20 protein-coding genes are annotated in these 19,100 nt (G+C 58.5%); 3 read left to right on the top strand and 17 right to left on the bottom strand.

The features are described 5' to 3' along the window. Positions 1 to 4: 4 nt before the first annotated feature. The 16 genes from ACLBW8_RS26325 to ACLBW8_RS26250 form a co-directional block, all read right to left on the bottom strand. Entirely contained in the window at positions 5 to 733 is a 729-nt protein-coding gene (locus ACLBW8_RS26325) for a hypothetical protein (protein WP_447806698.1), read from the bottom strand. Then, positions 734 to 1,123 carry a hypothetical protein gene (locus tag ACLBW8_RS26320; protein ID WP_447806697.1) on the bottom strand — a complete coding sequence of 130 codons (390 nt, stop codon included), beginning with the start codon at positions 1,121 to 1,123 and terminating at the stop codon, positions 734 to 736. After that, entirely contained in the window at positions 1,123 to 4,839 is a 3,717-nt protein-coding gene (locus tag ACLBW8_RS26315; protein ID WP_447806696.1) for a phage tail protein, read from the bottom strand. The genes ACLBW8_RS26320 and ACLBW8_RS26315 overlap by 1 nt, the downstream gene beginning before the upstream one ends. A gap of 60 nt (positions 4,840 to 4,899) precedes the next feature. Continuing rightward, positions 4,900 to 5,481 (bottom strand): tail assembly protein, encoded by a 582-nt coding sequence (locus ACLBW8_RS26310; RefSeq protein ID WP_447806725.1) that lies wholly within the window; start codon positions 5,479 to 5,481, stop codon positions 4,900 to 4,902. Positions 5,482 to 5,533: 52 nt separating this feature from the next. Continuing rightward, the gene (locus tag ACLBW8_RS26305) at positions 5,534 to 6,166 is read right to left on the bottom strand and encodes a tail assembly protein (RefSeq protein WP_447806695.1); all 633 of its coding nucleotides are present in this window, start codon (positions 6,164 to 6,166) and stop codon (positions 5,534 to 5,536) included. Between the two features lie 33 nt (positions 6,167 to 6,199). Then, complete coding sequence (locus tag ACLBW8_RS26300; protein WP_447806694.1) at positions 6,200 to 6,973, bottom strand: C40 family peptidase; 774 nt, start codon at positions 6,971 to 6,973, stop codon at positions 6,200 to 6,202. Between the two features lie 2 nt (positions 6,974 to 6,975). Further along, positions 6,976 to 7,659, bottom strand: coding sequence for a phage minor tail protein L (locus tag ACLBW8_RS26295; protein ID WP_447806693.1), 684 nt, complete (start codon positions 7,657 to 7,659; stop codon positions 6,976 to 6,978). Between the two features lie 60 nt (positions 7,660 to 7,719). Beyond that, complete coding sequence (locus tag ACLBW8_RS26290; protein ID WP_447806692.1) at positions 7,720 to 8,058, bottom strand: phage tail protein; 339 nt, start codon at positions 8,056 to 8,058, stop codon at positions 7,720 to 7,722. A gap of 28 nt (positions 8,059 to 8,086) precedes the next feature. Then, positions 8,087 to 9,286, bottom strand: coding sequence for a phage tail tape measure C-terminal domain-containing protein (locus ACLBW8_RS26285; protein ID WP_447806691.1), 1,200 nt, complete (start codon positions 9,284 to 9,286; stop codon positions 8,087 to 8,089). 63 nt (positions 9,287 to 9,349) lie between these two features. Further along, on the bottom strand, positions 9,350 to 9,604 hold the full coding sequence (locus ACLBW8_RS26280) for a hypothetical protein (protein ID WP_043048867.1): 255 nt from the start codon (positions 9,602 to 9,604) through the stop codon (positions 9,350 to 9,352). A gap of 29 nt (positions 9,605 to 9,633) precedes the next feature. After that, positions 9,634 to 9,984 carry a phage tail assembly chaperone family protein, TAC gene (locus ACLBW8_RS26275; RefSeq protein WP_447806690.1) on the bottom strand — a complete coding sequence of 117 codons (351 nt, stop codon included), beginning with the start codon at positions 9,982 to 9,984 and terminating at the stop codon, positions 9,634 to 9,636. 8 nt (positions 9,985 to 9,992) lie between these two features. Then, positions 9,993 to 10,484, bottom strand: a complete 492-nt coding sequence (locus tag ACLBW8_RS26270; RefSeq protein WP_447806689.1) for a phage tail tube protein — start codon at positions 10,482 to 10,484, stop codon at positions 9,993 to 9,995. Positions 10,485 to 10,567: 83 nt separating this feature from the next. Continuing rightward, positions 10,568 to 10,765 carry a hypothetical protein gene (locus ACLBW8_RS26265; protein ID WP_447806688.1) on the bottom strand — a complete coding sequence of 66 codons (198 nt, stop codon included), beginning with the start codon at positions 10,763 to 10,765 and terminating at the stop codon, positions 10,568 to 10,570. A gap of 64 nt (positions 10,766 to 10,829) precedes the next feature. Then, a complete protein-coding gene (locus tag ACLBW8_RS26260; RefSeq protein WP_447806687.1) occupies positions 10,830 to 11,168 on the bottom strand; it encodes a phage holin family protein in 339 nt (112 codons plus the stop codon). 309 nt (positions 11,169 to 11,477) lie between these two features. After that, the gene (locus ACLBW8_RS26255) at positions 11,478 to 11,687 is read right to left on the bottom strand and encodes a hypothetical protein (RefSeq protein ID WP_447806726.1); all 210 of its coding nucleotides are present in this window, start codon (positions 11,685 to 11,687) and stop codon (positions 11,478 to 11,480) included. A gap of 95 nt (positions 11,688 to 11,782) precedes the next feature. After that, the gene (locus ACLBW8_RS26250; protein WP_128586986.1) at positions 11,783 to 12,517 is read right to left on the bottom strand and encodes a LexA family transcriptional regulator; all 735 of its coding nucleotides are present in this window, start codon (positions 12,515 to 12,517) and stop codon (positions 11,783 to 11,785) included. Positions 12,518 to 12,975: 458 nt separating this feature from the next. On the opposite strand from ACLBW8_RS26250, the gene ACLBW8_RS26245 reads away from it, so the two are divergent. The 3 genes from ACLBW8_RS26245 (at position 12,976) to fdxA (ending at position 17,406) form a co-directional block, all read left to right on the top strand. Next, complete coding sequence (locus ACLBW8_RS26245; protein WP_447806686.1) at positions 12,976 to 14,070, top strand: acyltransferase family protein; 1,095 nt, start codon at positions 12,976 to 12,978, stop codon at positions 14,068 to 14,070. Positions 14,071 to 14,348: 278 nt separating this feature from the next. Then, on the top strand, positions 14,349 to 16,940 hold the full coding sequence (gene mutS / locus ACLBW8_RS26240; RefSeq protein ID WP_447806685.1) for a DNA mismatch repair protein MutS: 2,592 nt from the start codon (positions 14,349 to 14,351) through the stop codon (positions 16,938 to 16,940). 142 nt (positions 16,941 to 17,082) lie between these two features. Beyond that, complete coding sequence (gene fdxA / locus ACLBW8_RS26235) at positions 17,083 to 17,406, top strand: ferredoxin FdxA (protein ID WP_053254656.1); 324 nt, start codon at positions 17,083 to 17,085, stop codon at positions 17,404 to 17,406. A gap of 492 nt (positions 17,407 to 17,898) precedes the next feature. Here the strand turns inward: fdxA and apbC are convergent, their stop codons facing one another. Then, positions 17,899 to 18,993, bottom strand: coding sequence for an iron-sulfur cluster carrier protein ApbC (apbC, locus tag ACLBW8_RS26230; RefSeq protein ID WP_447806684.1), 1,095 nt, complete (start codon positions 18,991 to 18,993; stop codon positions 17,899 to 17,901). Between the last annotated feature and the right edge of the window lie 107 nt (positions 18,994 to 19,100).

Here is a 19,100-nt window from a genome sequence, read left to right as displayed (position 1 = left end):
GACATCAGTTGTAATAACGCTCAATAGGAAACGTGCAGACCGGGATTGAAAAAAAGGTTACACCCAGATTATCCACATTAATGGAATCTCCGAGCGTAGACCGTTGAACCGAAATCGCTATCTTGCGGACATTACCCGACAACAACTGCAGCGACGCATACTGGGCATGATTGATAAACCAACTCACGCCACGGTCCATGCTGGACACGCTTACAAATTCATCTGGCGTCATGACGAGCCCACTGTCCCAATTATTAAAAAATGTGGACGGCTGCGAGTAAGTCCAGCCTTTGGTAAAACGACCGTACCGCACGACCCGGTCACTTGAGGAAAAAGACACCTTAGCGTTGTCTTCATATATTTCCATACCATAAGCACTTTTGCTTTTCTGGTCGGAATACTTGCACGATACAAACTCCATCAAGTGGTTCTGAAGAGATTTCCCTCCCATCGCCCCGGCCGTTACCTTAAACCCCGTCCAATTGCCCGGCCCTCCCAGCAAGGTGGTGTAAAGGCTCAAGCTTGGGTGGCTGGGTGCCACAATTCTTAAAAAGATCTGAGGCGGTTCCTGAGTGAAAATAGGACGGGCAAAGCCGAACGTGCCGTAGCCAGGTGCGTCCGTGTACCTGGATTGGATTCTAAACTCGCCTCTTTCCGAGAATACCAACACCTTGCTATCACTGCTGATAACAACAGCGCCCTCTCCGTTTATTGCAGAAAGCCCGAAAGACATTTATGCGACCCTCACGACTTCAACCACGCACTCGACGGTTTTGGCATACCAGTAATACTTGAACCGATGCCCGTCATACACGCCGTAGTTCAACCATGTCCGCAGGCCTATCTTAGTCCCGCCCAAATCAACATATGTAGGAAGAACGGGCCAGTTATCCGAGATCGTTTGATCGTAGCCTGCATATTTTCTGGGGGTGATAATCACAAAACAGTTGGCCGGGTCATAGCCCGGCACATCCATCGTAGTGTCGTAGTTATATTTGAACCCACCCCCACCCGTAGTGATGGCCGGAATAACCTGAGACGCTAGACGCTTAATGGTGAAATCTTCCATCCCCAGCGTCTTGACGCCGCGCTCATCAAATACATTCAACCCGTACTCAGCCATTACGATAACCTCCCGACCATCGTTCGCTTCACGCCCCCGGCATCAAACACAGCCAAACCATCGTTGTTAAGTAATGCTGAGCCGCCAGCCCCCGCACTACGCAGCGTGAAAGTGCCCGACTTGACATCGATTTCCAGAAGCGGCTTGCCATTAGCGTCCTTGGCCTGAGACGTCAGTGTCATACCCAAAACAATATTTTGGATAAACGCGGTATTAATCACTGCTTCGTTGATAAACACCTGCCCGCCTTGCACGACAAACGGCACAGCCAATGTCCCCCCAACCTCGTCGACAATCGAGAACCGCTGGGCATAGGCAACTATTTCAGAGGTGTCGCCATCAGCCCCCAAGGCAAGGCCTGCCATGACCTTCTTGCCGCCATTCGTTGTCTCGACCTTGAGGGTCTTCATCGCCGAAACCTTGCCGCTGGTGTCAGCCAACACCCGGCTTGTTTCCTGTATGTCCGCCGTATTTTTGCCGGAAGCTGCCCGGACACTTTCGATCTTTCCAGCCTGTGCTTTGTCGGCGTCAGTAAGCAGGGAGATTTGGGAGTTGAAGGTGGCCGCATTGTTGGCAACCTTGGCGTCCAACGTCGTGACTCTCGACGCCAACGCTTGCGTCCCCGATGCTGAGGCGCTAGCCACATCAATAATGCTCGCCGCGTTCTGCCCGACCTTGGCCTCAATTTGGTCTGAACGTTGTGATTGAGCGAAGTCCCGTTCGGCAATCGCCGACATCAGCGACCAAACGCCTACCGACGATGTATCGTCACCGGCGCTGCCCGACTCATCCCCTGCCGAGTCCGACTTTGCCAACGCATAAACGCCATCCAGCTTTTCGGCAGTGGCTTTCACTTTGCCATCTACTTCCGCTACCGCCGTGGTGTTCTTGCTGATTTCCAACGCCATGGCGGCGTTGGTTTCGGCAATTGTCCCCATGTCAAACCAGAAGCCGGGGTTCGGTGGCGGTGTATTGATAGCAACTGCGTTGACGGCTTGGAACAGATGCTGGCCCTGGCGCACCATGTCACCTTTGGCATAGGCCTTGGCGGGATCATATTCCAGGGTATCGGAGACCTCAGCGATCAGCTCCTGCAGTTCTTTCTTGGCCTGCGCCAGACGATCATTGACCGAGCCGGGCGCTGTGCCGCCAATCAGATCAATCTCCTGGCGCAAGCTCTCGTAAAGCGCTCCCTTGCCAATGGTATTTGCGAAGTACTTTTCGTAATCCGTTTGATCGGAACTGGCGTGGCCATTCACGGCACCTGTTACTGGGTAAAAAGGCCCGATATTGCCAGTACGGTCCACCAACCTTGCCCAGAAAAACAGTGATGTCCCAGCAGCCAGGCCCATCAACATCAACTCGCTTTGCGGATACGCGTAATCTCCCAACTTGGTCGCCTGCGCCAGCTCGACAGTCTTGCCGTACCAGACCTCCGTGCGCTGCAAATCCGCCGTGCTCACATCCTGCGGAATCTGCCATTTCACCTTGATCGCAAACACCAGTGACTCAGTCGTCAGCGCCGCCACAGTCGGTGGCAAGGTGGTCTTGCCGTTAAGCACGGTCTCGATGGACTCGCTGTACAGCGAGCCGATATCCAGCGCGTTGATCGCCCGCACCTTGGCCACATAGCGCCCGGCATAGATTCCGGAGACTTCAATCGAGGTGCCGCCGGTACGCCCGGCGTAGATCCACTCGCCGTCGTTTTTGCGCCAGTAGGCTTCGAAGGCAATCGCGTTCGCCGGGCGTTGCCACTCGATGGTCATCACGTTGACCGCGCTGCCCTGAGCCACAAAATGGTCATTGCTGAACGTCACGCCCGTGGGTGCCGCTTGTACGCTCGGCGGAATCACGGTGATGGGCGGGCTGTCGATTTTGGCGCCGTTGTCGATGGCGGCGAATTTGCTCGGCACGTGCTTGACCGCGCTGAGGCTGTACTTGATTTCGTTGTCCGAGAAGTCTTCGGAAATCGACAGTACGCGGAACTGTTGCAGCGCCAGGGTCGTGGAGTCGATCGCCCAGATCGATTGGGCCGGCGGCAGTGCGTCGAGACTGGTTTGCAATACCACCTGTTGCTCGTCGGCGTTGTCGGCACTGGCGGATTTCACCACCCGCGAGACGGCCTTGCCGTTGGGCATCACCAGGGTAATGGTGTCGCCCGCCGTGGCGGTGACTTCGGCGTCCAGGGTCAGGGTGTCGAGGGTCGCACCACGAAGGCGCCCACCAATACGGCGTCCGGCGCGGTCGTTGTCGGCCACGCGGATGATCTGGCCGGGGCGCGCCAGAGTACCGTCGAGGCCGACCGAGAAGGTCACACTTTCGGTTTCCAGGCGGTTGGTCAGCAGTGCCCATTTACCGATGCGCTGGGCCTGTGCCTGGGACGTGCAACCGGTGGCGCTGATTTCGGTTTGCTGGATGCCATACCGCGCAATGCCTTCGGCATCGTCGACGTATTGCACCTTCTGGCGATAGAAATCCGTCGGGTCATTCCAGCTGACCAGGGCCACGGTGTAACGGGTCTTTTTCGCTGAACCGCCGTAGATGAACTGGCCGCCGATCACGTTGGCGTTGGAGTAGGTGTAGACCGGATCTTCCGGCATGTCCGCCACCGCCATCACCGAGCCCGCACCCCAATAGGACATGCCACGAAAGGTGGTCGCCAAGTCCTGCAGTACTTTCAGTGCATCGGCACGTACCGACAGGTACAGGTTGCAGGTGAAGCGCGGTTCGGTGCCGCCCTTGCCGTCGGACACCGGCTGGTCGCAGTACTGGCCAATGCGGTACAGCTCCCACTTGTCCACTTGGCCGGCGTTAAGCAGGTGGCCGAGGCCATAGCGCTGGTGCAATAGCAGGTCGTAGTAGATCCAGGCCGGGTTGTCGGTCCAGGCGGATTTGAACGTGCCGTCCCATACACCGCTGTACACGCGAGTTTGCGGGTCGTAGTTGCTCGGCACCTTGATGATCCGACCGCGCAGTTCAAAGGAGCGCGAAGGGATCGATTGAAATTGCGCGGCATCGAATTGCAGGCCGATCAGCGCAGAGCCTGGGTAGCGCAGCTTGGCGTCAATCACCTCGGTGGAGGATTCCACGGTGGTGGTATCGGCAATCGCGCCACTGGTGGAGTTCGGTGTGATCCGGCGCACGCGTAGGGTCCAGCCGCTTTTTGCCGGCGGCAGGTCAACCCGGTGCGAGCGTTCGTATTTGGTGGTGGTTTTACCGCTGAACGCTGCTGCCAGCACCTGCACGAAGGCGCCGCCGTCGGTGGACAGATCGATGGCGTATTGCACGGTATAGCCGTTGGTGTCGCCGTTGCTGGTGTTGGTCTGCGACAGCCGCGTGACCGCTAGGCGCACCCGCACCGCCGACAGTTGCAGGTTGGAATAGGACTTGGTCCACGGCTGATCGCTGCGCAGCTCGATGGATACCGGGCTTTCGTTTTCCACGGCGGGGAAGCCCGGAATGTGCGTCTGGTCCTGGCTGCCGCTGCGCGTGTCGAGGGTCACGCCACTGAAGTTGAGACTGCCGTCGGCGTTGGCCAGGGGCGTCTCGTCGAGAAACACCGAGCGCTTATCGTTTTTCAAACCGACAATCTCGCCTTCGCTGACGAGATCGAGGATACGGGCATAGGCCGTACTTTGCAGGCTGTCTGGCGCCTCCACGGAGGGACGGGGCTTGGAGCCGCCGCCTTTGCTGCCAGCGAGAGTGAGGTCAGTCATGGCTTTCCTTCAGGCGAAATAAAGCCCGCGCAAGGGCAGGCTGGTTGAAGAGTAAGAACGTTAGAGTTGATCCTGGGCGTAGATCCCGGCGCTGATCACGGAACTGCCGACGATCAACTGGCCGTAAAGCAGGCCCACCGGGTTGCCCTGGGCGCTGGTATTGACCGGCCCGTTGAAGCTGTAGCTGGCGCGGTTGTTGGGGCTGTCCTGCGCGCCAAGCCCCTTGGGCGGCGGCGACAGCATCTGCATGACGCCTCCCATCACCATCGAGGCGCCGGCCATCATCATCATGCTGGCGGCGGGGCCGGTGAGGTAACCAAACGGGTTGAAATACGCCACCGCGATCAGCACCGCGCCAATAATCGTCTGCAGCCCACCGGCACGCTTGGAACCGGTCAACACCGGCGCAATACGGATCACATCCTTGCCCAATGGTTTGTGAATATCGTCTTCGGTCATAGTACGTTTGCCGTTGAACACGGCGAAGCGCAGGCCTTTGTCAGCGCTCTGAAGCATGTAGCGTTCAAAGCCGGGAAACTGTTTGAAATAGCCCATCACATCCCTGAAACCACCCGAAGTGGTCACGCGATGTTCTCGACCGAAAAGTCTGGCGAGCGATCCTGACAGCAGGACCGTTCGCATCGTGTGTTGCTGGACTGTCATGAGTACTCTCCTGGTCATGTCAACGCGATGGCTAGAGTTGGTCCTGCGTATAGATCCCGGCGCTGACCACGGCACTGCCCACCGTCAGCTCGCCATACAGCAAGCCCACCGGACTACCCTGAATACTGGTGTTCACCGGGCCGTTAAAGCTGTAGCTGGGCCGATTGTCCGGGCGGTCCATGGTGCCCAGGCCTTTGGGCATCGGTGACATCAACTGCATGACGCCGCCCATGGCCATGGAAATCCCCATGCTCGCGGCGAACGTCCAACCGGTGGTGGACGTGGCGCCGATCAAGGTGGAGGAACCGCCCGACGCGGCCAGGCCACCGGAGAAATACGACGCGGCCACAATCAGCGCCACACCGATGATGGTTTGCATCGACCCGGCGCGCTTGCTGCCCATCAGCACCGGGGCGATGCGAATGTCCGATGCCCCGGAAGGTGCCTTGAGGCGATCCTGACCAATGTTTTCCCGGCCCAGGAAGATCGAATACGTCACGCCCCGGTCCTTGGACTCCATCAGGAAACGCTCGAACCCCGGTACTAGAATGCACAGCGCGTGAATCGCTTCCGAGGCGTTTCTGACGGCCAGCCGATGCACACGCCCGAAGCTGGCGCCCAGGCTGCCGTAGAGGCGCACCGTCCTGACTTTTTCATGATGCATGGCATCCTCCAGGCGAATGAACCGCCCATGTGATTAGTGTTTGCCCCGCAAGCCGTGTCGCCAGAAGCTCACCGTTACCTCGCCCCAATAGCCGCCATAGGTGTCGCGTTTGCTGTCGCGGCCGTAAAGGTGGTGCAGGATTGAGCCAGGTGCGGGGTAATGTTCGGGTTCGCTTTGCAGCACGCCGTCCGCCAGGTAGATCGCGGCATGGTTGGGCACCGGCGAACGAATCTGCATCAGCACAATGTCGCCCTGCTGCAACTGGCTGACCTGCACAAATCCGGCGGCCGGCAGGTTGTCCAGATAGAGATTGCCGCCCTTGTCCCACCAGCCGTCTTCGCGCGGGTAGTCGCCCAGCTCGATGCCCAGCTCGCGCCGGTAGTAATCGAGGATGATGCTCAGGCAGTCATGCACGCCGTGGGCGAAAGCGCGACCGATCAAGGGCGCCTGGTAGCCGTTCGGTGTGCAACTGGCCCATTCACCGGTGCGGACCTGCCCGTCGTCATCGGTGCGCACTTCGACAATATGCCAAGGCAACCCGGAGGCCTCGCATGCCACGCGATCCGCTTCGCTTGGCGTCGCCGGGCAATCGGGATGGCTGTGCACCACCGCGAGAATGTCGCCGCGCTCTTCGGCGGCCGCGTAGTCCTCGGGCGCCAGGCGAAAGTGTTCGCTGGGCGTGCTCGCCGTGTTGCGACACGGCACGTACACGCGCTTGCGCCCTTCGCGAATCAGCAGGCCGCAGCACTCATGCGGGTAGTCGGCCACGGCATGCCGGGCAATCGCCGCCAGGTTGGTCTTGTTCATGCTCAGCTCCGCAACAGGCCCGCAGCCGGAAAAGAACCATAGGGCAGTGGGTTGTTTTCGCCGAAACGCAGCTTGCAACTGGTCAGCCGCCCACCGCATTTATCCTTGGCCGCATCCGTGACGATCACGTCATTGGCATCCGCCACCGGCCCGCCGTTGTAGCCGCAGTAAGGGCCGCGATAACCGCCGCAACTGAGCCACCAGCACACGTTGGCGACGATCTGCCGGCGTGGCAGTTGCACGCCATTAAAATCCAGCGCGCTGGCCAGCTCGAACTTCACTGCCTCGTTGCTTTCGGCGACCTTGCGCTCGACGTACCAGATGTCCGGCGGCAGTTCCTCTTCCGGGTCCGCTTCGGGTTGGCCATCGAGGTACTTGCCCAGGGTGCGGTGACGGATCAGCCGCGCGCCCACCAGGTCTTCGAAGTACAGCACCAGCGCCGTGATGAAACCGCCGACGTTGCCCACAGCCAAAGTCGGCGTGGGCTGCGTGCCCTGCCCCGACATTTCAAAACCTTCGGCCTGAATCGGCCAGGGTGAATATTCGTTTCCCTGCCAGAAAATCGATGACTCCTGGGGGTAACCGTGAAAGCGGTACAACTCCGCGCCCAGGGCGGTGGCGTCGAGCTCGAAAAGCTCCACCCAGGCCCCGGGCTCCAGGGTCTGGATATCTGCGGTGATGGACATAAAAATCTCCGGGCAAAGAAAACCCCGCACAGGGCGGGGTGTGGGCGCGTCGCGTCGACGCTAGGGGTGGAAGGCCTGCTCGAACGTTGCCGTCAGGGAATACAGCCCGGCGCCCATTGGCGTCGGTTGATACCCCTTGCAGCGAAACAGCCCAGGCGTGGCCAACGGCGCGGTCCAGCTGAACGCCTTGGCGCCGGCGTGACGGTCGAGGAACGCGACAATCGACTTGATCCGCGCTTCGTCGCCGACGAACGTCAATGGCCACGACTGGGTTTTGTTGTTGATCCCGTCAGCGGCCGTTTGCTGATAGCCATCGCCGAACTTGGCCGACTTCAAGCGAAACTCGACGCTGCCGACCGGCTCCACTTTGGGCTCCCAGGTGAACGTTTCTGTGCTCATGTTTTCTCCAGGCGTTAGCCGTTGGTTGTCAGCGGCCGTTGATGGCCGACCAGATTTGCCCACCCGGCTTGAGGTCACGCGCAATTTGCTCGGCGGCGCCCTGGCGGGCAGACCCGGCGTAGACACGCGCGACATTCTGAGCATTGGCATCGGTGCCGGAACCCTGGCCGTCGGCAACGTTGATGGTTTGCTGAATCACCACCTGGTTGCTGCTGGTGCCGCTCGACTGGCCACTGCCCAAAGCGCGCACACCGAGGGACCCGTCGGAGCCACGGCTCAGAGGCATGATGGCTTCGGGGCCGGCTTCGCCGAACATTGCCATGGGTGCCACAGTCGGGCTTGTAGCCACGGAGTTAGTGAAGGCACCGCCTTTGGCGAATGTCGCAGGTGGCGAGTATTGCAGACCGGATACATTGGGCAAGTTGGTATAACCACCAGGGCCCACAGCGGTACTGGCACCTGCGGCTCCGGCGGCTGGCGAGAAAAGACTCTGCAGCGCTGAACTGGCAATACCAAACAATGAACTCAATACGCTCGACCCTGCGGTTTTCGCCGCCATCGTCGCCATATCTTTGAGAACCGACTTGGCAAAATCGGAAAAGTTGAACTTGCCGGTGGTGACAAACGCCGCGACCGCATCGTCCATCTGCTTGAACGCGCCGGTGAACATGGCCTTCGATTGTTCAGCGGCTGTTCCCGAGCTGCTCAAGTAGTCTTTGAAGGCGCTTTGCGCACCTGCACTCCAATCGTCGACCAGCTTGGTCATGAAGGCGAAATTGCCTTGAACCTGCTGCGTTTTGCCGTCGTCGAGAAATGGGAAGCCTGCTTTGTCATCACCTGAGTCGGGGGCAGGCACGTCAGCGTAGGGCCCGCCCGTTGGAAACTTGAGCCCCGCACGCTCGGTGTAACTCGACGGCCCATCCAGCGCGCCGACAAAATCACTCTGCGCCCCCTGGCTCTGCTTGAGCACTTGCACCAGCTGCGCATTTTTCTGGATAAATTTTTCCGCCGCATCCGTGGCCGGGTCATAGGACTTTTGAAAGTCCTTGAACTGGCCGGACGTGACCTGTAGCGCGGCGGCGGCAGAAGCGCTGACCTTTTTGCCGGCGTCCTCGATCTTCTGCTGCATCTCGCGCATGCTGTTTTCGGTAATCCGTGACGCCTTCGCCAGGGCCTGCTCCAGGCTGCCGAGGTTGAGCGTCAGATTACCCTGGGAAGCAGTTGCCATAGGTTTCTCCGGGTCATGGATAAAACCCGCTTAACGCGGGTTTCAAGGAAAGTGGCGTCGTCCTTAACGCCACTCGTTCATCGCACGCTCGAGTGACACCCCCCGGCGCAGCTCATGGGGCATGAAATCAATCAACTCGGCCGTGCCACCGCCCAGCCGGTGGGTCTGCAGCGCCACCAACGCGCTGCCCGCCTCCAGCCGCCTACCGGCATGCAGGGAGCCATATCGGTCGATATAGCGGCCCCAAGCCAGGGCTTCGTGGTAGGTCATGCGTTCCTTGGCTTCGGCAATCGTGCGGCCGCCCACTCCGTTCAGCACCAGTTCGTGCCAGAACTCATCGGCGACCGTCAGCTCTTTGCACCGCCACCGCTGGTGCCATTCACCTCATTAACTGCATTGAGGATCACGAACCCCAATGACGGCTCAAGGCCGAAGGCATCGTCGTAACTCAGGGCTTCGCTGCCATCGGTGCCCAATGACACGGACGCCGCAAGGTAACTGGCGTTGCGGCTCTGCACAGACTCGCCCTGGGTGAAGAGGCGCTCGATCACACCGAACGATTGGCGGCGGATGTGCAGCGTGAAGGTGTCGGTCACCTCCTTGCCGGTTTTAGTGTCCAGGTGCGTCCAGCTGATTTCTTTCTTCACCGGCTGGCCATCAACGATGCCGCCTTTGGCTTTCAGTTGTTTGAGGTTCATGGCGTCTCTCAGGCTTTCTTGATCCAGGCGCTGCCGCCGGTGCGTTGGATGGTGACGGTGGTGGTCACGACTGCGTTCAGTGCGAAGTTGAACGGGAAGTCCGAGACGTAGCCGTCGAAGGTGAACCAGGTGCGAGTCGCCGGCAGTTCAAAGCCATCGCCCTTGGTGTTGACGGTCGGCAGCACGTCTTTGCCGTCGGACCAACCCACCGCCCACTTCACGCCGGTATCACCCTTGGCTTCAGACAGCTGGTGCAGGCGGATATGGCTGGCATTGGACGGGTCGGCGTTGAGGCCTAGGCTGGCGGTGCCGGGGGTGCGCAAGCCTTTTTTATAGCTGCGCTCTTCGGCATTGAGGCTGGTGTCTTCGATTTGTTCGGCCGGCGCGCCGCCCGGTTCGAACGAGGTGGCGTGCTCGATTTCCAGCACGGTGTAAGGCCCGGTGCCGGAGACCGGCGGGACGAGGGCAAAAATCTGGGTACCTTGGGTAAGAATCGACATCGAGTGTTCTCCATGAACATTAAAAAACCCGCAACGGCGGGCTGTGGGGATGCAACAGATGTAAGGCGGTGGTCGAGGCTGAATCAGGGCGCCGGCTTGCCATCCAGATAAGGCGGAGCATTCGGGTCCGGTTCACGGCTCTTGATCAGGTCGACCAATGCCTGGTTGCTCTGGGCCAACAGGCGCAGGGCAGCGTTGAGCGCCACCTGGCCATCGGTTTGGGTTTGCAGGGCGGCGATCAAGCGGTTGATCGCCGCCAACTCTTCGTCATTCATGGCCATCGTGGCTCCTGTGTAGATCCGTCATACGCGCAGCGATCACGCCGCATCAACTGTCTGGCAATGGTTACTGTTTATCCTGGCGAGAGGCGTCCTCGACCCCGATGCGCTTGGCTGCCCAGCGCTCATAAAGGCCGATGGCCACGTCGGCGCCGGCCATAGCGGTGAGGCAACCAATGGCACCGGCGGTCCACAGCGACATGCCGGCGGCGTAACCCAGCATCAGCGCTGAAACCCCGCAGACCATGCACGCCCCGGACCTGAGGGCCAGGCGCCGGATCAGCGACCATCCACGGGCGCCCTCCTTGTCGGCGCGCCACATTTCGCCGGATACACCGCCGATCAAGGCCAGTGCAATCACCAGCCAGATAGGCATATCCGCTAACGCTTGCTGCTCGTTTGTCATGTCACGCCTCCTGGCTGAGCATTACCGGCGGGGTACCGGTTTGTGGGGTAAATCCATTTATAGGTAAGCATTCCAAAAAGCCCGGTTGCCCAGGCTTTTCAGTAATGCGGTCCAGCTTCGGTCTTTCGGCGCTACTGGCGCGGTACGGACCTTTCCTCAATGTTTTTCCGACCACGATCCCTGTCTGCCGGATAACTGCTTCTGGTGCTTTACGCTGCACACCCGGGTCAGTTGCCAACCCTCTGAACCGTTATTAGGCCGGTTCATCGCTGCCTGTTTTTTGCTTCCTGTTACAGAAGCAGGTTGAAACTAAAGAGCGTCGGCATCCTTGCCGGTGTTGCCTGGCATCCCTGCCATCGCTTCGATGGCGTCCTTGCCGATGTTGCGTGCCTTCCTTGTCTTCCTTGGCAGCATCCTTGCCGCCTCCACCACCTTGTTGGCTGGCTTGAGATGGAGAATATGCATGTATGCATATACAGTCAATGCACAAATGCATTTATTTTCCGCGATGAAATGCACGAATGCATTTCAAGCCTTATGGGTGAAGGGTTTGCCGATTTTTTACAGCCGAAAAAAAGCCCGCTCGATGGCGGGCTTTGTCTTACGCAAGGAGGTTAACGGGCGTACATGCCCCACCAGAACACATGACCGAGGATGCTGATTTGCTCATCCTGGATATCCTGGAAGCTGTAGTCCTCGTCGGGGTGCTCATCACGGTTGAAACTGCGCAGACGAATCCCGGTAGGCAGGCGGTAGAGCTGTTTCACGCGCAGTTGGCCATTGTGATTGATGGCATACAAGTCGCCATCAACGATATCGCCAATGCCGCTCTTGCCCGCATTGACACCCACCGTCGCGCCATCGCGCAGCACCGGCAACATGCTGTTGCCGCGCACCGTTACACACTTGGCCTGGTCGAACTGCACACCGTTATGCCGCAGGCTGCGCTTGCCGAACCGCAGGCTGGCCTTCTCGCTTTCCTCGATGACGAATCTTCCTGATCCAGCAGCCAATTCAACCTCGCGCAGAAAGGGGATCGACACCTCGTCATCATTAACGGGCGTGTCGTCGTCCCACAGGCTTATGTCCTTGAGTTCCGAATGCATCGGGTCGCGCCCGTCATCGCGCAAAGCGCCCACGGCTGAACGCCCACGCAAGTGGTCGGTGCTGACGCGGAAGTATTCGGCGATGCGGGAGATGTGCTTGTCCGACGGATCAACGATCTTGCCGCTGAGGATCCGGGACAACGTAGATTGAGGCACGCCAGTACGCCGGTGAAGCTCCGTGGGGGAGATCCGGTCGCGGTCCAGCAGCTCTCTTAAGACGATAGAAACGTTGCGTTTTTGCATAACGGGGATAATGGCGGGAGATTTGGGGGTTGGCAAATGCTAATTTGCATATTTAATGCATTACCAGTGAATAGTTTAAGTGTGGATAGGTGAAACCGCCCCAGTCCAACAGCGGACCCTCTGTGCGAGCGATGGCAATTGGGTCGGCTGCCATCATGCTCGTTGAGATTGGGCCAGGCAGTTTCAGGCTGACGCTTGGCGAGCCCATCAATCCGCCCCCTTAAAACAGCGCGACGACCTGCGCTCACATCATGATCACCAGCGCGCATCCACGGAATAATCGGTGTAGACAAAAAGCACGACAGCAGGTGTATGGATAAACAGTTAACAGCGCACGCCTTGAATGATGCGTGGCATTGGATATTCCGCTACACTTTCGCCACTTTAAATGAAGCCTGTGAACCGCTTGCACACTCCGCGCTCATTATTTAGCACGCCACAAGGAAGCACATTTAACAATGGTACATAGAGCGATTTCCAATAAGTTTTTACAAGTTGACGCTCTAGATGGATTGCGTGGTTTGGCGGCATTGATAGTTGTGCTTAGCCATACCAGCAACCTCAATATGTTCTTTATCCCCTCTTGGGATTTCAGAGGCATCGGAAAATCTGGGGTCTTTCTTTTTTTCTTGCTCAGCTCTTTTCTGCTCACACGGCAAATCATTACAACCAGCAATAAGATATTCACGTTTGAATTCATGTCGAATTACTGGCAGAGAAGATTTTTCAGAATCTATCCTCTCTACACCTTCTACTTATTACTGGCGCTGGCGACCACTTGGGCATCCGTAGAGTATTTTGGCGTCGGCTACGGGCAACCCTTTAACCTTGACCTTTACGGGCTGTTCAACCAGCTCATACTTACCGAATCCCGAGGCCTCACGTGGAGCATCGCGGTAGAGTTCAAGTTTTACTTCGTGCTGCCCTTGCTCGCCGGAATTTTTTTGGTCGTCAGACGCAAGGGGCTCATTGCGTGCGCAGCCCTCTACGTCTGCCTGATACTGCTTTCCCAATATATTTCGCCAGAAAGCGAATCCTTGCTTAACGACCCACGATTCATCCCTTATCTGCCGATATTTATTACGGGAATTTTCGTCGCTTTTCTACAGGAAGCACTGCAGGACAAGGCATGGTTTCCAAGACTCTGCCAATACCTCGGTTATATAGGCGTCGTGGCCGTGATAATTATGACACCCACCGTTTACTCACTTATCGCAGCGCCTGTAGAAAGTAATTATTTTCACAAAGACTTCATTCTGTACGCTGCCGTTTGGTCACTGGTACTACTGGCGTCCGTCAATCATGACGGGCTATTAAAAAAAGCACTCTCCACGCGCCCACTAAGAACGCTCGGAACACTCAGCTTCAGCATTTACCTGTTCCATCCTATCTTTATTATTGGCGCTCTTTATTACAACATGGGCAGCGTTGTCGCGGCATGGTTTGTTCTGTTGGCCTCGTTAGCGACGGCCTACCTCACCTTCCGTTATATAGAGCAACCCTCCTCCAGATTGAAACTTCAGAAAACCAACTTTAAGTTTTCACGCTCCTGACAAAGCGACCCTTTTGAGCGCTCAGTGACCTCGGCGACAGGGCCGCAGAGTTAAAACTCCGGCGCTGTTGTACTATTTATTCCCCGGTAGATATTGTTTTGGCATGTTCCTGACAGCCATCCATCAACAGCGTGACCAGTATCTCCGAGCGCCCCACCCTACCCGCTTGCGACCTACGAACCCCCGACCTCGCGTGTTAACCTTGCCGCCATCGCAAAAACTGCTGGGCCAAGCGTGCCCTTTGCCCCATCACTTTCAACGAATTTGCCTACTACCCAATGAGTAAAAACACGTCCGATCTGTCCTCCCACACGCCGATGATGCAGCAGTACTGGCGTCTGAAAAACCAGCACCCTGATCAGTTGATGTTCTATCGCATGGGCGACTTCTACGAGATCTTCTATGAGGATGCGAAGAAGGCCGCCAAGTTGCTGGACATCACCTTGACCGCGCGCGGGCAGTCGGCGGGGCAGTCGATTCCGATGTGTGGGATTCCTTACCATTCGTTGGAGGGCTACCTGGTCAAGCTGGTGAAGCTGGGTGAGTCGGTGGTGATCTGTGAGCAGATCGGCGACCCGGCCACCAGCAAAGGGCCAGTTGAACGTCAGGTGGTGCGCATTATTACGCCGGGCACGGTGAGTGATGAGGCGTTGCTGGATGAGCGTCGCGACAACCTGATTGCCGCCGTTTTGGGCGATGAGCGCTTGTTCGGCCTGTCGGTACTGGACATCACCAGCGGCAATTTCAGCGTGCTGGAGATCAAGGGCTGGGAGAACCTGCTGGCGGAGCTGGAGCGCATCAACCCGGTGGAGTTGTTGATTCCGGATGATTGGCCAAAGGATTTGCCGGCGGAGAAGCGTCGTGGGACCAAGCGTCGCGCGCCGTGGGACTTCGAGCGTGATTCGGCGCTGAAAAGTCTGTGCCAGCAATTCTCGGTGCAAGACCTTAAAGGTTTCGGCTGCGAAACCCTGACCCTGGCCATCGGCGCTGCCGGGTGCCTGCTTGGTTATGCCAAGGAAACCCAGCGCACCGCCCTGCCGCATTTGCGCAGCCTGCGCCATGAACGCCTGGACGACACCGTGGTGCTCGATGGCGCCAGCCGTCGCAACCTGGAGCTGGACACCAACCTCGCCGGTGGTCGCGACAACACGCTGCAATCGGTGGTCGACCGTTGCCAGACCGCCATGGGCAGCCGCTTGCTGACCCGCTGGCTCAACCGTCCTTTGCGCGACCTGACCGTGCTGCAAGCGCGCCAGACCTCTATTACTTGCCTGCTGGATGGCTATCGCTTCGAAAAGCTGCAGCCACAGCTGAAGGAAATCGGCGATATCGAGCGCATTCTGGCGCGGATCGGCCTGCGCAATGCGCGGCCCCGTGACCTGGCGCGCCTGCGCGATGCCTTGAGCGCCCTGCCGCAGCTGCAAGTGGCGATGACCGAACTGGACACGCCGCACCTGCAACAACTCGCCGTGACGGCCGGCACTTACCCGGACCTCGCTGCGCTGCTGGAAAAGGCCATTATCGATAACCCGCCGGCGATCATCCGTGACGGCGGCGTGCTGAAAACCGGTTACGACAGCGAACTGGATGAGCTGCAGTCCCTGAGCGAAAACGCCGGGCAGTTCCTGATTGACCTCGAAGCCCGCGAAAAGGCGCGCACGGGCCTGGCCAACTTGAAGGTCGGCTACAACCGCGTGCACGGCTACTTTATTGAGTTGCCGAGCAAGCAGGCCGAGTCGGCGCCGATCGACTATCAGCGTCGCCAAACCCTTAAAGGTGCCGAGCGCTTTATCACGCCGGAACTCAAAGAGTTTGAAGACAAGGCGTTATCAGCCAAGAGCCGTGCCCTGGCGCGGGAAAAGATGCTCTATGAGGCGTTGCTCGAAGACTTGATCAGCCGCCTGGCGCCATTGCAGGACACCGCCGCCGCGCTGGCGGAACTGGACGTGTTGAGCAACCTGGCCGAGCGTGCGCTGAACCTTGATTTGAATTGCCCGCGGTTTGTCAGCGAGCCGTGCATGCGTATCGTGCAAGGGCGTCACCCGGTGGTGGAGCAAGTGTTGACCACGCCGTTCGTCGCCAACGACCTGTCGCTGGACGACGATACCCGCATGCTGGTGATTACTGGTCCGAACATGGGCGGTAAATCCACCTACATGCGTCAGACCGCCTTGATTGTGTTGCTGGCGCATATCGGCAGCTTTGTGCCGGCGGCCAGTTGCGAATTGTCGCTGGTGGACCGCATTTTCACGCGGATCGGTTCCAGCGATGACCTGGCCGGTGGCCGTTCGACCTTTATGGTGGAAATGAGCGAAACCGCCAACATCTTGCACAACGCTACCGAGCGCAGCCTGGTGCTGATGGACGAAGTCGGTCGCGGCACCAGCACCTTCGACGGCCTGTCGCTGGCGTGGGCGGCGGCGGAGCGTCTGGCGCATCTGCGCGCCTACACGCTGTTTGCCACGCACTATTTTGAGCTGACGGTGCTGCCGGAAAGCGAACCGTTGGTGGCCAACGTGCACCTCAATGCGACCGAGCACAACGAACGCATCGTGTTCCTGCACCATGTGCTGCCAGGGCCGGCGAGCCAGAGTTACGGCCTGGCCGTGGCGCAGTTGGCCGGTGTGCCGAGCGAGGTGATCACCCGTGCCCGTGAGCACCTGAGCCGCCTGGAAGAAACCGCGCTACCCCACGAGATTGCCGTGGCCAGCCCGGCCAAAGCCAGCAGCAAACCCAGCGCGCCGCATCAAAGCGATATGTTCGCCAGCCTGCCCCATCCGGTGCTGGATGAGTTGGCCAAGCTTGACCTGGACGACTTGACGCCGCGCAAAGCGCTCGAAATGTTATATGCACTGAAGACTCGGATATAACGCAGACGCGTGCAAGCTGATAGAATCTCGCGCGGTTTGGGATGCTGCGGGCTTTTAGCCTGGCCTGCAGACTATCGCTCCCGAACCTCGCGAGCCCCACCATAAGGGGTTTCGCTGCCGCCGCCTGAGGAGAAAATTAGAAATGACCTTCGTCGTTACCGACAACTGCATCAAGTGCAAGTACACCGACTGCGTCGAAGTGTGTCCGGTGGACTGCTTCTACGAAGGCCCGAATTTCCTGGTTATCCACCCGGATGAGTGCATCGACTGCGCCCTGTGTGAACCAGAATGCCCGGCCGTCGCTATTTTCTCCGAGGACGAAGTCCCGGCAGAGATGCAGGAATTCATTCAGTTGAACGTCGATCTGGCGGAAATCTGGCCGAATATTACTGAGCGTAAAGATCCGATGCCCGATGCAGCGGAGTGGGATGGCAAGAAAGGTAAGATTGCACAACTCGAGCGCTGATAGCGTCGTTGCTCCCAAAAGGCCCTTTGCGGGCCTTTTTGCGTTTCTACGGAGTAGGTTTCACTTTCCTGCAGACGAAAAAAGGGGCGGTATGACCCGCCCACATTTTTTCCCTAGTCCCTGTATTCCTTTTCATCATCCTGATGAATCGCATCCTGCGACGTTCCTTAACCATCGTTCCTTGATGGCTGTGTCAATCCGTGGACACAGGGCTGATCTTAGAGAGTTCCGAGGGAAGTTCAACGGGATCCAGGCTGCTCGGAGACAGAGTTGAACGCTCAATCAAGTATAAATAATTGTTATTTTTCAATAGCATAGAAAACTCTCTCGAGATTTCGGGATGTCCATGCCCGGTAAAAAACCCAAACACTTACGAAAAAGTAAGCGAATGCTTACACGCGCAATTGCGTAAAGGGGTCATTGAGAACCGCTGGCTGATCAACAGGCATAAAAAAACCCCGACAAAGTCGAGGCTTCTTTCCTTCAGCGGGATCAGTCGTCGCTGACCGTAATGGTCGGCATCGCCGGTGCCGACGCTTCCTGCAGGACGATCCGCGCGCCGACGTGACGCGCCAGCTCCTGGTAAATCATAGCGATAGGCCCATCGGGCTCGGCGGCCACGGTGGGCTTACCGCCGTCGGCCTGTTCACGAATCTCCATCGCCAACGGCAACGAGGCGAGCAATTCGACGCCATACTGGGTCGCCAGCTTCTCGCCACCGCCTTCGCCAAACAGGTGCTCGGCATGCCCGCAGTTGGAGCAAATGTGTACCGCCATGTTTTCCACGACGCCCAGCACCGGGATGTTGACCTTGCGGAACATCTCGACGCCTTTCTTCGCGTCGAGCAGCGCCAGGTCCTGCGGCGTAGTCACGATCACCGAACCGGCCACCGGGACTTTCTGCGCCAGGGTCAATTGGATATCACCGGTGCCAGGCGGCATGTCGATCACCAGGTAATCCAGGTCACCCCAGTCGGTCTGGGTGACCAATTGCAGCAACGCGCCGGAAACCATCGGCCCGCGCCACACCATCGGCGTGTTGTCATCGGTAAGGAAGGCCATGGACATGACCTCCACGCCCATCGACTCGATCGGCACGAACCATTTCTGGTCCTTGACCTTCGGTCGGGTGCCTTCGGCGATGCCGAACATCACGCCTTGGCTTGGGCCATAGATGTCGGCGTCGAGAATGCCCACGCGGGCCCCTTCACGGGCCAGGGCCAGGGCCAGGTTGGCTGCGGTGGTGGACTTACCCACACCGCCCTTGCCGGACGCCACGGCGATCACGTTCTTGACGTTGGCCAGGCCCGGGATCTGCGCCTGAGCCTTGTGCGGGGCGATCACGCACTGAATGTCGACTTTGGCCGAACGCACGCCGTCCAGGCCCTCGATGGCCATTTGCAGCATCTGCGACCAGCCGCTCTTGAACAGGCCTGCGGCATAGCCCAGTTCCAACTGGACCGAGACCTGGTCGCCCTGGACCTCGATGGCTCGTACACAGCCGGCAGTGACCGGGTCCTGGTTCAAATAGGGGTCGGTGTATTGGCGAAGAACGGCTTCCACCGCTGCGCGATTGACGGCGCTCATGGGCTACTCCCGAAAAAAGACTGACTGAAACAGGCGGCTATCCTAACCGTTCCGGCCGCCCAGCGGCATGCTTTCGCAGGCCTGGGAAGATTCAGAAACAGCACCAC

Source organism: Pseudomonas sp. M5A4_2d, from assembly GCF_053345295.1.
The sequence above is the reverse complement of the archived record's forward strand: the minus strand, read 5'-3'. Positions and strand labels throughout refer to the sequence as shown.

What these genes read in the sequence shown, in the direction of transcription:
- ACLBW8_RS26325 (WP_447806698.1), bottom strand. Translation starts at nt 733, where the DNA reads ATGTCTTTCGGGCTTTCTGCAATAAACGGAGAGGGCGCTGTTGTTATC.
- ACLBW8_RS26320 (WP_447806697.1), bottom strand. Translation starts at nt 1,123, where the DNA reads ATGGCTGAGTACGGGTTGAATGTATTTGATGAGCGCGGCGTCAAGACG.
- ACLBW8_RS26315 (WP_447806696.1), bottom strand. Translation starts at nt 4,839, where the DNA reads ATGACTGACCTCACTCTCGCTGGCAGCAAAGGCGGCGGCTCCAAGCCC.
- ACLBW8_RS26310 (WP_447806725.1), bottom strand. Translation starts at nt 5,481, where the DNA reads ATGCGAACGGTCCTGCTGTCAGGATCGCTCGCCAGACTTTTCGGTCGA.
- ACLBW8_RS26305 (WP_447806695.1), bottom strand. Translation starts at nt 6,166, where the DNA reads ATGCATCATGAAAAAGTCAGGACGGTGCGCCTCTACGGCAGCCTGGGC.
- ACLBW8_RS26300 (WP_447806694.1), bottom strand. Translation starts at nt 6,973, where the DNA reads ATGAACAAGACCAACCTGGCGGCGATTGCCCGGCATGCCGTGGCCGAC.
- ACLBW8_RS26295 (WP_447806693.1), bottom strand. Translation starts at nt 7,659, where the DNA reads ATGTCCATCACCGCAGATATCCAGACCCTGGAGCCCGGGGCCTGGGTG.
- ACLBW8_RS26290 (WP_447806692.1), bottom strand. Translation starts at nt 8,058, where the DNA reads ATGAGCACAGAAACGTTCACCTGGGAGCCCAAAGTGGAGCCGGTCGGC.
- ACLBW8_RS26285 (WP_447806691.1), bottom strand. Translation starts at nt 9,286, where the DNA reads ATGGCAACTGCTTCCCAGGGTAATCTGACGCTCAACCTCGGCAGCCTG.
- ACLBW8_RS26275 (WP_447806690.1), bottom strand. Translation starts at nt 9,984, where the DNA reads ATGAACCTCAAACAACTGAAAGCCAAAGGCGGCATCGTTGATGGCCAG.
- ACLBW8_RS26270 (WP_447806689.1), bottom strand. Translation starts at nt 10,484, where the DNA reads ATGTCGATTCTTACCCAAGGTACCCAGATTTTTGCCCTCGTCCCGCCG.
- ACLBW8_RS26265 (WP_447806688.1), bottom strand. Translation starts at nt 10,765, where the DNA reads ATGGCCATGAATGACGAAGAGTTGGCGGCGATCAACCGCTTGATCGCC.
- ACLBW8_RS26260 (WP_447806687.1), bottom strand. Translation starts at nt 11,168, where the DNA reads ATGACAAACGAGCAGCAAGCGTTAGCGGATATGCCTATCTGGCTGGTG.
- ACLBW8_RS26250 (WP_128586986.1), bottom strand. Translation starts at nt 12,517, where the DNA reads ATGCAAAAACGCAACGTTTCTATCGTCTTAAGAGAGCTGCTGGACCGC.
- ACLBW8_RS26245 (WP_447806686.1), top strand. Translation starts at nt 12,976, where the DNA reads ATGGTACATAGAGCGATTTCCAATAAGTTTTTACAAGTTGACGCTCTA.
- mutS (WP_447806685.1), top strand. Translation starts at nt 14,349, where the DNA reads ATGAGTAAAAACACGTCCGATCTGTCCTCCCACACGCCGATGATGCAG.
- fdxA (WP_053254656.1), top strand. Translation starts at nt 17,083, where the DNA reads ATGACCTTCGTCGTTACCGACAACTGCATCAAGTGCAAGTACACCGAC.
- apbC (WP_447806684.1), bottom strand. Translation starts at nt 18,993, where the DNA reads ATGAGCGCCGTCAATCGCGCAGCGGTGGAAGCCGTTCTTCGCCAATAC.